This is a genomic window from Terriglobales bacterium (assembly GCA_035487355.1).
Taxonomy (GTDB): Bacteria; Acidobacteriota; Terriglobia; order Terriglobales; family Acidobacteriaceae; genus QIAW01.
This window is the reverse complement of sequence record DATHMF010000030.1, coordinates 77851-90652: the sequence shown is the minus strand read 5'-3', so window position 1 is coordinate 90652 and position 12802 is coordinate 77851. Positions and strand designations below refer to the sequence as shown.

The following is a 12802-nucleotide window of genomic DNA, read 5'->3' as shown; positions in this document are numbered from 1 at the left end:
GGCGCTGAAGCCCGACTGATGACTGGAAGCCATCCAGAACTATTGATTATACAAAGATAAGAGAATCTAATGGAGTGTCGGTGGCTGCCCTGAAGTAATATGAACTCTCCAGATTCGGTGCCCGGAGGTAAGCATGGCCCGTACGACTCACTGTACCTGGTTGTTCCTGGTTACAACCCTATTCTGCCGGACTCTGCTGCACGCTGAAGATATCAAGCTGCGTGACCAGGCCGTTCATCTGCTGGAAGTAGCCAACGCGGTGAGTCTGCCCGGAGCTCTTCCCAATTATGAATACGTGGTCACATTCCGTGTTCACGAAGCCGATGGCACAGTGAAAGAGGGCACGATGACGCGTGTTTCTGCAGGCGCGGCCGGCCATCGCGATGAAATTACTTTTGGTGACTACCACACCGTCATCGTCCTCTCGGGCAACCGTATTTCGGAGTCCTCAACCACCGTCATGCCCGCGCAAGTGCGCGAAGTTCGCAGGCAGTTACCCATCCGCCTGGGCCGCTTCGATCAGGAGGACGTCATCCGCTCAATTGACGGGGCCAGCGTGCTAGGCCGTCCAGCGAAATGCATTAACTTCGAGACTCACTTCGGCAACACCCTGCAGGCAAATCAAATCTGTGTGGATAGCGAACGCGGCACGCTTTTACGCTGGCAAGTCGGCGATGAGGTGATTGAAAATACCGACTACTTTCAGATAGGGAACCTCTGGGAGCCCGGACATACCCGCCGCTTTGTGCGGGGCGTGGTGCAACTCGAGATTGAGCAAAACATGAAGGCCATCGAGGGTCCCATGGACCCTAATCTATTTTCACCTCCGTCGCAGCATTGGAACACCCTGTACTCGTGCTCGACCATGCGGCGCCCCGTCGGCATCTCTACCCCGATGCCACCAAGCGGCAACGCGGGCAACGATATTACCGATGTCATCGTGCACGGAAGGGTCATGGCCGATGGAACCGTTGCGGGAGTGCAAATCGAGTCTTCTCCCCGCCCCGACCTGAATGCTGAGGCACTGAAGGCGGTTTCAAGCTGGAAGTTTCTTCCATTGTTGTGCAACGACCGTCCCGCCAATCTCGAAGGCGATTTCGTCGTGCACTTTCAAGGCCGGTAAAATCAGCTACTGAGCTTTCCCGCTTTGCGCTTGAATCAAACCGAGAATTTCCTCATCCTCGGGCATGTGCCCGGCCTCTCGATAAGAAAAAATACGTTGGCCATCGACAAAGACATCGAGCATACCCAGGGTTCCCATGGTAATCCTGGGTGTAACTCCGAGTTTGTCGGCGAGAAGTTTCTTCAGGCTCACGGCCCGAATGCGGTGCTCGCTTCAAATGAGGCAGCGTTTAATTACGATCTTCATGCAGTATTGGTCTTGCCCGAGGAATCTTTTTGCCCGACGCCAAAAATTTTGCGCACCATCCACACCGGGGCAACAAAGACATGCGTAGGATTGGTAAGGAAAGCAGGTTTGTTGCCTTCAATAAAATGGCCGATCCAGGCCATGGCAAACGCGAGAGGAATCAGCAGCACCGCAATTATGGGATGAAACCACACCACGATCAATGAAGAAAAACCCGTGGGGATGGCCAGCATGTGCAACGCACGATTCACCGGATGATTGTGCGCGTGGTCATAGTGCGCATAAAGACCCATATCGTCCCTCCGTATGTGCCCTAGTGTATCTCACTTAATAAGGGATGTGAAAGCTAATCAGGGTGAGCTTTTGGTGAGCGCCGTTCCGCGCGAACCAAAAGCGAGGGCGCAGCGGCACGATTTTGGCTGCGGAGCCCTTAGATCTAAGGTTGCGGAGAGGGCGGCCTTTGCACCTCGGGAACGACACCCAGATCGCACTCGGCGCGAAATCCTTCAAACCATTTCACCAGGTTTTCACGGACAAATTCTTCCGTCGTCTTTCCAAAAAACAGGCTGGCGACGCCGGTGAGTTCGATCCAGGAATGCACGAAGGCCCCGCCTGCTCTTCGCGCCGAATAGTTAAACCATTGCTCGTAAGTAACGCCAACCGCATGGCCCACCCATGCCATCTTGCGCGGCGCCTCACAGACGGTAAGCACCTGCTTCACCGTCATGGGCCGGGGCTGAAGCAGGTCAACTTCTAAACGGCTGCCCACGATCCAGGGCTCGCCTTCCACCCATCGTACGCCGCCGTAAATTCCATTCCATAATTTCCACCGCTTCCAATCGGTGTGTATGTCCCATGCTCTTTGCTGGCTGCATTTGACCTGAACAGAGTGTTCGATTCTTGATCCCATTATGTGCCGTTGTCAGTGAATGCGTTGGTGACTGATTGATTTTTATTGTTCATTTGCAAATTTGCCGCACTACGTCCAAGGCGCGGGCGCAGGCTGCACGGTCCACGTCCACATGCGTAACCAGGCGGATGGCTTGCGCGCTGATTCCGGAAGCAAAAATGTTTTTTGCCGCCAGCTTGCGCGTCATCTCATCGGAGCTCATGCCTGTACCGCTGATATCAAAAACTAAAATGTTGGTCTTGACCTTGGCCGGCGCAATTTGAATTCCACGGATTTCTGCCAAACCCTCCGCCAGAAATTTTGCATTCTCGTGATCTTCATGCAGGCGCGCCGGACTTTTTTCCAACGCAATCAACCCCGCCGCCGCCAGAATGCCGGCCTGGCGCATGCCGCCACCGAGTGCTTTTCTATATACGCGGGCCTGCTCAATAAGGTTCCGTGAACCGGCAAGGAGTGAGCCCACCGGCGCGCCCAGGCCTTTCGAGAGGCAGAACATGACCGAATCAAACTTCTTGGTAATCTCGCGCACCGGTTTACCCAGGGCCGCCGCGGCGTTAAAGATGCGCGCGCCATCCAGGTGCACCGGCAATCCTATTTCATGGGCACGGTCGCAGATTTCGTCGGTGACCTCCTGCGGATAAACTGTTCCGCCCGCCATGTTGTGTGTGTTCTCCAGCGAAATCAGGCCGGTCTGAGCGCGGTAATAAATTTTGGGACTGATGCGCTTTTTGATCTCGCCCCACGTCAAGATCCCGTCTTCGCCATGGATGGGCCGCGGCACGCATCCGGAAAAGTGCGCCAGCATGGCCATTTCATAGTTGAGGATGTGGGCCCGCTCTTCGCAGATGATCTCCTGCCCGTGATGGGTGTGGATCTTGATGGCAATCTGGTTGCCCATGGTCCCGCTGGGAACGAAGATGGCGGCTTCGCGGCCAAAAATTTCTGCCGCGCGCTGCTCCAGGCGGTTGACCGTGGGATCTTCACCATAAACATCGTCTCCCACCTCGGCTTCAGCCATGGCGCGGCGCATCTCGGGCGATGGTTTGGTCACCGTGTCGCTGCGCAGATCAACCACCCCTATGACCGTCTTTGCTTCCTCTGCCTGCAATGTATTTTTAACTTGAGTTGCCATAAGTGGGCTGCCCCTTCAATTCCCAGGCAAATTTTCGAAGTCATTGAATACGCGTCACTATGTCACTCGACAGGCCGCGATTCAAGCATCTTTTGGTACAGGTAGTACATGACCAGACTCGTTGCTGCCGCAGGCATGCGTGCATCCCGCAATGCGGGAGAAGCGTTACAAAAAAACTTTTTTCGCAACCTCCAGACACATACCCCCGGCCGTTCAAGCGTGCGCATAAAGAAACTCATCCGCGCTCGGGAAGGGTTTCTTAATTGCTTGAACGACAATTGATATTTTGTTAAGAGATACTTTGATTCAATTCTACACAACCCCTATCGTGCGGCGATAGGATGCCTACTTGCTTTTAGACTACTGCGCGACCGAATCCGATACAAATCTTTCAAAGACTTCATTGGAGACCAACCGGCCACCGGGAGTAAGACAGGCTCTGTCTCCTTTTATCTCGATCAGTTGCAACTCAACCAGCTCGCGCATCAACTCACGAGCAGAATCTGCTTTTACATTGCCAAAACGGTCGGAAACCTGACGCAAGCTAACTCCTTTGTTTAGACGCAACCCCAGAAAAAAGGTCTCCTCCCAAGCCTGACTGAACGAGATTTCATTTTTGCTTACACGAGTGACCTGAGTTGCTTGATCGCAGGCAGAAATGTAAGTCGGCAAGGAATCAGGAGCAGCCAGCCGCACGGCATCAAGCTTGGCGTCGGAGCTGGGAAGCATGGAATGGGCGTCCACGCCGAAGCCGAGATAAGGATGCCGCTCCCAGTATTTAAGGTTATGACTCGATTCCCTGCCGCGACGCGAGAAGTTGGAAATTTCGTATTGCAGAATATCCACTTCAGCCAGGCGCTCACAAGCACGCGTATAAAACTCGACCATGAGATCTTCATCAGGCACAAAGTGGGCGTGATAGCGTGCCCCGCCGGCAAGCAGTTCATTGCCCAGACGCGAGTCTTCATCCACCTCGAGCAAATAGACGCTCACGTGCGGAACATCACTCTCGATAACAGTGGTCAATGACTCATCCCAACTTGCAGCCGTCTGATGTGGCAATCCGGCAATCAAATCAACATTCAGGTTCGAAATGCCGGCAGCACGCAAGCGTGCAATATCGTTGAGCACTTGATCGCGCGTGTGGAGGCGGCCGACCGCCCGCGCTTCGCTGTCAATAAAAGACTGCACGCCAAGACTCACACGATTGACCCGGCAACCAACCAGGGTTTCGAGCATTTCCGGGGAAAGCGTGGCGGGCGCACACTCAACCGTAATCTCGGCGGCGGCGGCAACTTCAAAATGCTCGCGCAGCGCGCGGAATATCTGCTCCATCTGCGCCGGATCCAAAATGCTGGGTGTACCTCCACCCAGATAGATCGTGTCCACATTGGGTTCCCATCTGCCGCCGTTCACCTCGACCATGCGCTGCGATACAGCGATGTCCTGCACCAGGCGATTTACGTAGCCCTGCATGCGCGCGCGCGAAAACACGTCGGAGGCAAAGTTGCAGTAACTGCACTTCGTCTTACAAAACGGGACCGAAACGTAGATACCAAGAGACATTGCAGATGAGACGTTAGTTTCATCTTAAATGATAGAGGCAGTACCCAGTACTCGGTACTCAGAAAAGAACTCTGACGAAACTGCGTTTTAAAATTCGCGACGACCCGCGTTCATCCACGGCGAAACCTTCTTACCTCTGCGCTCCTCAGCGCCCTCTGCGGTTAAGTTCTTGACTCCACTGAGAACTGAGAACTATCTTCACCTCGGTCGGGGCGAACGATAGAGCGTTACCATGAAGGATGTAGTCCTGTAGGTCGAGTCTCCTGAATAAGAGACCGCAATGGAGTGCTTACCCGGACCGAGCTGGCTGGTTGTAATCGAGGCCACGCCTCCACTCATTGTCGCGGTCCCGAGCAGTGTGGTTCCGTCAACAAAACTTACCGTCCCCGTCGCCGCACTAGGAGTGGCGGTGGCGGTGAGAGTCACAGTCTTGCGGAACAGTGGCGTATTCGGAGAGATTGTGGGCGCCGTGGTAAACACCAGGCTTGTGAGGGCTGTCCCTGCGTTCGTATTCACGGTATGGCTCAGAGGTGAACCGGAAGAGTCGCTGCCCATGAAATTCTGGTCTCCTGCGTAAATCGCGGTGATGGAATGCACGCCAATACCAAAACCCACAGTTGTAATTACAGCCTGGGCGCTGCCACTCAGAGCATGAGTCCCCAAGACCACGCTTCCATCTTTAAAGATGACTTGTCCAGTGGGCGTGCCGCCGAATTGCGGGCTCACGGTAGCCGTGAAGGTCAGCGCCTGTCCGAAAAGTGAAGGATTCGCCCCCATGGTCAGAGTAACCACGACGCTGCTGGTGGCTTGAGTGACAGTCTGCATGATCAGGCTCGAGGTACTGCCGCTGAAATTTGTGTCGCCAGCATAGACGGCGGTGATGGAGTGTGTGCCCAGTTGCAGTGAGATCGTTGTCAACGTGGCGTGTGTTGAGCCGTTCAAGGCTCCCGTGCCCAATACTGTGCTGCCGTCATAAAAGGTCACCATGCCGGTGGGCAAGCCGGCGAATTGCGGGCTTACGGTAGCCGTAAAGGTGAGCGTCTGGCCGAACCCAGAAGGAGTTGCGCCTGTAGTCAAAGCAAGCGCAATGCCGCTGGTGGCCTGGGTTACCGTCTGCGTGATCGGGCTTGAGGTGCTGCCGGTGACGTTTATGTCCCCAGCATAGAAGGCGGTGATGGAGTGCGTACCGATTTGTAGGCCGCTGGTTATTAACAAAGCGTTCCCGGAACCGTTCAGGGCTGCGGTGCCCAGCGGTGTGACGCCGTCATAGAAGATTACCATCCCGGTCGGTATACCGAGGCCAACGGTCACTGCAGCGGTAAAGGTCAAAGGCTGGCCAAAGCTCGAGGGATTCGTACCCGTCGTTAGGGAAACCACAGTGCTGCTCACTCCCGGATTCACCACTTGGCTGAGAATGGGAGAGGTGCTGGCGCTGTAGTTTGCAGCGCCGTCATAGCGCGCGGTCATCGGGTGCGTGCCAGAGGAAAGCGCTGAGGTGGTAAAGGTCACCTGTGCCGGCGAGCCGCTCAAAGGAGCGGAGCCCAGCAATGTGCTTCCATCAAACAATTCGACGATCCCGGTGGCTACGCTCCCGCCGACGTTGACGGTGGCGGTCAGAGTCACCGCATCACCGTAGTGCGCTGGATTGTCGTTCGAAGCCAGCGTCGTACTGGAGCTGGTGGGCACGACTAAAAACAGGTAAGCCGCGATGGCGCCGGGTATGGGGCTGCTTTCCAGGCCCGTCTGGATGGAATCGGCAAACTGGCCGTCGGCGGCGTATGCGTAGAGGATGTGGATACCGGATTGAAGCGCCGGCCCCGCGCCGCTGAATGCATTTGGGCCCGTGCTCGTGGCCCGGAGCCACGGCCCTTGCCATGTGTCCAACTGGTAGTAGAGGTTCTGCACCAGCGGGGCGGTGGGAAAATACGAACTGGCAGTCGTGAAGTTGAACACAGGCGTCCCGGGATTAGTGAAGGTGTTGTTCGCGAGCGGCAGGATTGTGGTGATCAAGGGAATAGGTTGTACCTGCTGCTCGGTTATGGCAGTCACGTTGCCGCTGCCGTTGATCACGTAAGTCTTCTGGGTGACCGGATTCGCAGCCAGAGCAAAAGGCAGGGCGCCCGTGTTAACGCTGCTGATGCTGTTGGTAGCTCCGTCAACCACAGCGCCGTTCGTAAGATAGATCTTGTTGGTTACGGGATTGACGATGACAGCCTGAGCGTTACCCGTCGCAACCGTGAGGGGAGTGTTCGTGACCCCATCAATCACCCTTAAACTGCCGCTTTGCGCGGCCACATAGATCTTGTTGGTCAGCGGATTCAGGTCGAGAGAAACCGGACTCCCGCCGACGGGCACAGTGGTGATAACGCTGTTGGTATTGCCATCGACCACGGTTACGGTGGAGTCGGCCGCATTGGCGACATAAATCGTGTTGGTCACAGGGTTCGCGACTACCGCAAAAGGATTGACTCCTACCCTCACTGGAGTGGTGGTGGAGTTATCGAGACCGTTGATCACGGTCAGGAGGCCACCCGAAGTCCCGTTTACGCTGACCGCATAGATTTTGTTGGTTACCGGATTGACGGCCACAGCAGAACAAAAGACACCAGCGGTGGCAACCCCGGTTGCAGCGTTCGTGTTGCCATCAATTATCGTTACGCCGTTATTCCGGCCGACGTAGACTTTGCTGGTCACCGGATTCACTGCGATGGCATCAGGAAAACCGCCCGTGCCGACGGTAGCGATGGCGTTGCTGTTCCCGGCGTCAATCACGGTGACGTTATTGCTCCCGCTGTTGGCCACATAGATCTTATTGGTGAGCGGGTTTACGGCGACGGCTTGCGGCCCCACGCCCACATTCACGCTGGTGGTGGTGTTATCGGCGCCGTTGATCACGGTTACCGTGCTGGCATGAACGCCATCGCCGAAGTTAGCGATATAGACCTTATTGGTGGCCGGGTTCACAGCCACGTTGTTGTTGGGCAGCAGGCTGGAATTTTGAACGCCCGCTGCTACCGTGGCTGGGTTGTTCGTAGCTCCATCAATCACGCTCACGTTGGCACTGCCGTTATTGGCCGCATAAATCCTGTTGGTCACTGGATTCACGGCGATGGCCAGTGGATTCGTACCCACGGTCACGGGAGTGGTGGTGTTGTCGGCGCCGTTGATTACGGTCACGGTGCTGCCGCCAAAATTGGCGACGTAGATCCGGTTGCTCACCGCGTCCACGGCCACAGCGGAGGGAGAGGATCCCACGCCGACCGTGGTGATGACGGTGTTGGCAGCCCCATCAATCACAGTCACGGTTGTACCGCCGAAGTTAGCCACGTAGATCCGGTTGCTGACCGGGTTCACCGCTAGAGCATAGGGCAAACTTCCCGCGCCGACTGTGGTGATGACCGTGTTCGCAGCCCCATCCAGCACGGTTACGTTGGTGCTGTTCTCATTGGCTACGTAGACCTTGTTGCTCACCGGGTTCACGGCCACGGCATCGGGCGTGGATCCTACACCGATCGTGGTAGTGGAGTTGCTGGTCCCGTCAATCAAGGTCACGTTGCCGCTGTTGCGGTTGGCCACGTAGATCTTGTTGGTCACCGGGTTCACGGCAATCGCAGACGGACCGCTGGCGTTGGGGTCGGTCACCGTTGTGAAAGTGTTGTCGACGCCATTGATCACAGTGACGTTGTTGCTGACGGCGTTGGCAACATAGATCTTGTTGGTCACCGGGTTTACCGCAATCGCGGCCGGACTGGTGGCATTCGGATCAGAGACTGTGGCGCGGGCGTTCGTGACTCCCTCAAACACGTTGACGGTATTGCCGCCGGAGTTGGCGACGTAGATCTTGTTGGTCGCCGGGTTCACGGCAATGGCAACGGGAGTGGTCCCTGTATTTACCGTGGCGGTCGTGTTGGTGGCTCCGTCAATGACCGTCAGGTTGTTACTCATTTTATTCACCACGTAGGTCTTGTTAGTAACCGGGTTCACGGCGATGGCAAACGGATTGGTCCCCGCAGTTACGGTCGTGGTCACTTTCTGTGCCTGCGTTAGGGGTGCGAACGTGATTGCTGCGAGCGAAAACACTGCCGTGGCGCGGAGCAAGAACAGCCGGTGGTCCATATGCATAAGGGAATCCCCTGCTCTAAGGCCGCCGTCCTGTCATGCCAGGGCCCCGCGTGCCAATCCTGACCAGTCCTAGAGATGTTAAGGAGGGAGGCAAGCAGTATATCCCAGCGCTCCAATTGCAGAAGAAAAATTCACCACAGAGACACAGAGGCACAGAGAAGAGCCGGTCCCTCAGCCTTTCGCGCAACCAGGGCCGGATACGTGCACGTAGACCTCCAATAGTGATATCACTCTGGCACCAAAACCTTGCTTTCTCAGAACCTGCGGGCCACAATTGGGCTAGACGTGTGTTCAGGTTACGCATTCAAGAATGCGGGGCTTTTTTGTAGCCTTTCGGGTCTTTGAAAATTCATGGAGCAGCGGGCTTGAAGCTGTCTTCTTGTGGCTGTTCTCCATTTCCGGCAGACTAGCAGCAAGTCCCCCGCCCCAGATGGATTTTAGCTAGTAATGACGCGGGTCAGACGCGATTTTGGACGCTTCAAACACTTGCTAGCAAGTGGGTGAGAGTCCAAACCACTTGATCTCTGCTTTTGCCTTTGAAACTCGAAACTTAAAACTCGAAACTGTTTTCTAAGCGTTCATCTGCGGCGAAGTCTTTTGCGGTTGCTTTTGCTGAGTACTGAGTGCTGAGTACTGAGGACTACTTCAGCAAGTCCCCCACTCCGGATCGCTCTTCGCCAGTAATGACAAGGGTCAGACGTGATTTGGAGCACTCCAAACACCTGCCAGCAAGTGGGGCCCAATCATCTTCCGAAAATCTGCGTTGATCCGCGTTCATCCGTGGCGAAACCTTCTTGTCCTCTGCGCCCCTCAGCGCCCTCTGCGGTTAAGCTCTTGCCTTTCACTGGCGACTGGCAACTGACGACTGCTTTTTGTCATTTTCTTGTCATAAAGACCTCGTTTTTCCCGGCGGTCTTTTACAATGTCCAGATGTCTTGTCGCGTAGTGATAACCGGCTTTGGCAGTCTGAGTCCTAACGGTCTGGGGAACACCGAGTTCTGCCGCGCGCTGCTGGCCGGCAAAAGCGGCGTGGGCCGCATAACCCGCTTCGATCCTGATGGCTTGCCCGTCAACATTGCCGGCGAACTCAAGAACTTCGACGAACTCGCCTGGATGGATGCGCACGAACGCAAGCACGTCTCGCGCGCCGTGCCCATGGCCATTGCCGCCGCGACCGAAGCCCTGAAAAATGCCGGCTTCGACTCGGCCATCATCGCCAACCTGAGCATGGAGCAGAGGCGCAAGATCGGCGTGCTGCTCGGCTCCGGCGGCGGCTCCCAGGACTTCACCGAAGAGCAATACCGTTTGTTTTATTCCGGCAAGGTCAAGCAGGTCAGCCTCTTCACCATTCCCAGCGGCACCATGGGAACCATGTCGAGCGAGGTCAGCATGCGCTTTGGCTTCCGTGGCCCCAGCCAGGTCGTGACCAGCGGATGCACCTCTTCCACCGACGCCCTGGGCTACGCCTATCGCCAGCTCCAGGCAGGGGTTCTGCCCATGATGCTCTGCGGCGGCGTGGATTCTCCTCTCGCCTACGGCATCATGAAGGCGTTCACTCTTATGCGCATTCTGACGGCCGCGTGGAACCATGCTCCCGAGCGCGGCTCGCGTCCTTTTTCCGCCGATCGCGATGGCTTTGTGCTGGCCGAGGGTGCCTGGATGTTTATGCTGGAAGAATACGAGCACGCCCGCGCCCGTGGCGCCAAAATTTACGCGGAGATCGCCGGCTACGGTTCAACCTGCGAGGCCTTCCATCGCGTGCGTCTGGCCGAGTGCGGCGAGGAGCCGGCGCGCGCTATATCCACTGCGCTGGAAGAAGCCCGCATTGCGCCGCATAATGTTGACTACGTAAATCTGCACGGGACGTCTACTGAGCTGAATGATCGCATCGAGACGCGCGCGCTCAAACTCGCCTTAGGTGGTCAGGCGTATAAGGCGCCGATGTCGTCGTTGAAGTCCCAAATTGGGCATCCCCAGGGCGCATGCGGAGCCGGCGGCGTTGCCGCCACATTGATTGCCATGGAACACGGCCAACTTCCGCCTACGATCAACCTCGACAAGCCCGATCCCGAATGCGACCTGGATTATGTTCCCCAACCCGGACGCAAAATGAAAGTCGAGCACGCCGTGTGCAACTGCATTGCCTTCGGATCGAAGAATTCGGCGCTGGTGCTGAGAAAAATTTCTTAGAAGTTGTTTAGCTCTAGGACTCCACGGCTTCAGCCGTGTCTTCCACAGGCACTGTCGCTAACGGCTTCTTCGCTGGCGTCGTGGTGATTACCAGCACGCTGATCAGCACAAACACCGTTCCCAGAATGGTTCTCAGGCCAAGCGCTTCGCCGCCCAGGAAATAACCAACCAGCACGGCCACAACCGGATTCACATATGCGTAGGTCCCGACTTTGGTCGGCGATTCATGATGAATCAGCCACACGTAGGCGGTGAAGCCGATGATGGAGCCAGCGACAATCAGGTAGAGCAACGCAAGCCACGCTCCGCGTGAGACGACCGACGGATGGAAGTTACGAAATTCACCGAGCGCGGCTGCTGTGAGAGTGAGAAATACTCCACCGGCGAGCATCTGCGCTCCCGAGCTCATGACTTTGGAATCCGGCAGCGGCAGCTTGCGCGCAAACACCGACGATACCGACCAGCTCATGGATGCCACGATCAGCGCCACGGCGCCCACGCTGTCAACCGGCGTCCCGCCAAGATTCAACGAGCGGCTCACCAGCACTGCCACTCCGCCAATCCCGATCAAGAGCGCCAGGGCCAGGCGGAAGGTGAGCCTCTGGGTGCGCAGGAAAATGATCTCTGACAGCGCCATAAACACCGGGATCGTGGCCAACATGACCGCGGCAATGCCCGAAGGCACGCGCTGCTCGGCCCAGAACAACAGTCCGTAGTCGAGGACGAAGATCAGGATCGAGATTAACGATGCTGCCATCCATTGGCGCGCGTTCGGTGAGCGTTCGCCGCGCGCGATCATCCAGCCGTAAAGAACGAGTCCGGCAACCAGGAAACGCATCGCCGCCAGAATAAGCGGTGGAACTTCGCGGACGCCAACACGAATTGCGAGAAATGTGGATCCCCACACAAAATAGATAATCGCGAAAGCCAGCAAGGTCTTCCATCTCGGGCGATGTGTATTGCTTTCCATAGCAGATTATGTGCGGCGAGCCACTGCCGCCGCATCCCGATTAGATTAGCTGCGAGGTGATTCGATGCAGTTTAAGCCGCAGGTTGGACCCGGTTGATGAGGTTGCCACCGATGCCCCTGAAATCTCATTCATATAGGAAAATAGATCATGACCTCCGTGCGAATGGACAAGTGGCTTTGGGCGGCCAGGTTCTTCAAGACGCGGGCCTTGGCCGCACGCGCCTGTGAACTCGGCAGGATTCAATCCAACGGGCAGCCGGCCAAGCCTGCGCGCGACGTCCGGATCGGGGACCAGTTGCGGGTGACCAACGATGGCGGCGACTTTCAGGTGGAGGTCTTGCTTCTCAGCGAGGTGCGCGGCCCAGCCTCGGTTGCGCAAACGCTCTACCGTGAGACCGAAGCGAGCCGGGAGTTGCGCCTGAAGGTGGCAGCTGAGCGTAAGGCGATGAAGCAGTTTGAAGAGTTACCCGCAGGCCGGCCATCGAAACGCGACCGCCGGAGAATCATCCAGTTCCGGGGCAGAGGCGGATAAGCCTCAAGAAC

10 protein-coding genes are annotated in these 12802 nt (G+C 56.5%); 3 read left to right on the top strand and 7 right to left on the bottom strand.

Annotated elements, in window-relative coordinates:
* Positions 1–133 precede the first annotated feature (133 nt).
* Complete coding sequence (locus VK738_07130; protein ID HTD22409.1) at positions 134–1123, top strand: TonB family protein; 990 nt, start codon at positions 134–136, stop codon at positions 1121–1123.
* 6 nt (positions 1124–1129) lie between these two features.
* On the opposite strand, the gene VK738_07125 is transcribed toward VK738_07130, so the two are convergent.
* The 6 genes from VK738_07125 to VK738_07100 all read right to left on the bottom strand — a co-directional run bounded on the left by VK738_07125 (position 1130) and on the right by VK738_07100 (position 9099).
* Positions 1130–1315, bottom strand: a complete 186-nt coding sequence (locus VK738_07125) for a hypothetical protein (protein ID HTD22408.1) — start codon at positions 1313–1315, stop codon at positions 1130–1132.
* Positions 1316–1365: 50 nt separating this feature from the next.
* Positions 1366–1662 (bottom strand): Mpo1-like protein, encoded by a 297-nt coding sequence (locus tag VK738_07120; protein HTD22407.1) that lies wholly within the window; start codon positions 1660–1662, stop codon positions 1366–1368.
* Between the two features lie 143 nt (positions 1663–1805).
* Positions 1806–2279, bottom strand: a complete 474-nt coding sequence (locus tag VK738_07115) for an SRPBCC family protein (protein ID HTD22406.1) — start codon at positions 2277–2279, stop codon at positions 1806–1808.
* 49 nt (positions 2280–2328) lie between these two features.
* The gene (ltaE, locus tag VK738_07110; protein ID HTD22405.1) at positions 2329–3411 is read right to left on the bottom strand and encodes a low-specificity L-threonine aldolase; all 1083 of its coding nucleotides are present in this window, start codon (positions 3409–3411) and stop codon (positions 2329–2331) included.
* A gap of 360 nt (positions 3412–3771) precedes the next feature.
* Entirely contained in the window at positions 3772–4977 is a 1206-nt protein-coding gene (gene hemW, locus VK738_07105; GenBank protein ID HTD22404.1) for a radical SAM family heme chaperone HemW, read from the bottom strand.
* Between the two features lie 198 nt (positions 4978–5175).
* Positions 5176–9099 (bottom strand): Ig-like domain repeat protein, encoded by a 3924-nt coding sequence (locus VK738_07100; GenBank protein ID HTD22403.1) that lies wholly within the window; start codon positions 9097–9099, stop codon positions 5176–5178.
* Between the two features lie 930 nt (positions 9100–10029).
* On the opposite strand from VK738_07100, the gene VK738_07095 reads away from it, so the two are divergent.
* Positions 10030–11289 carry a beta-ketoacyl-[acyl-carrier-protein] synthase family protein gene (locus tag VK738_07095; GenBank protein ID HTD22402.1) on the top strand — a complete coding sequence of 420 codons (1260 nt, stop codon included), beginning with the start codon at positions 10030–10032 and terminating at the stop codon, positions 11287–11289.
* Between the two features lie 13 nt (positions 11290–11302).
* Here the strand turns inward: VK738_07095 and VK738_07090 are convergent, their stop codons facing one another.
* Positions 11303–12259 (bottom strand): EamA family transporter, encoded by a 957-nt coding sequence (locus VK738_07090; GenBank protein ID HTD22401.1) that lies wholly within the window; start codon positions 12257–12259, stop codon positions 11303–11305.
* 148 nt (positions 12260–12407) lie between these two features.
* Here VK738_07090 and VK738_07085 point away from each other — a divergent pair, with 148 nt between their 5' ends.
* Positions 12408–12791, top strand: coding sequence for an RNA-binding S4 domain-containing protein (locus VK738_07085; protein ID HTD22400.1), 384 nt, complete (start codon positions 12408–12410; stop codon positions 12789–12791).
* Positions 12792–12802: the final 11 nt, after the last annotated feature.

What these genes read in the sequence shown, in the direction of transcription:
- VK738_07130 (HTD22409.1), top strand. Translation starts at nt 134, where the DNA reads ATGGCCCGTACGACTCACTGTACCTGGTTGTTCCTGGTTACAACCCTA.
- VK738_07090 (HTD22401.1), bottom strand. Translation starts at nt 12,259, where the DNA reads ATGGAAAGCAATACACATCGCCCGAGATGGAAGACCTTGCTGGCTTTC.
- ltaE (HTD22405.1), bottom strand. Translation starts at nt 3,411, where the DNA reads ATGGCAACTCAAGTTAAAAATACATTGCAGGCAGAGGAAGCAAAGACG.
- VK738_07085 (HTD22400.1), top strand. Translation starts at nt 12,408, where the DNA reads ATGACCTCCGTGCGAATGGACAAGTGGCTTTGGGCGGCCAGGTTCTTC.
- VK738_07120 (HTD22407.1), bottom strand. Translation starts at nt 1,662, where the DNA reads ATGGGTCTTTATGCGCACTATGACCACGCGCACAATCATCCGGTGAAT.
- VK738_07115 (HTD22406.1), bottom strand. Translation starts at nt 2,279, where the DNA reads ATGGGATCAAGAATCGAACACTCTGTTCAGGTCAAATGCAGCCAGCAA.
- VK738_07095 (HTD22402.1), top strand. Translation starts at nt 10,030, where the DNA reads ATGTCTTGTCGCGTAGTGATAACCGGCTTTGGCAGTCTGAGTCCTAAC.
- hemW (HTD22404.1), bottom strand. Translation starts at nt 4,977, where the DNA reads ATGTCTCTTGGTATCTACGTTTCGGTCCCGTTTTGTAAGACGAAGTGC.
- VK738_07100 (HTD22403.1), bottom strand. Translation starts at nt 9,099, where the DNA reads ATGCATATGGACCACCGGCTGTTCTTGCTCCGCGCCACGGCAGTGTTT.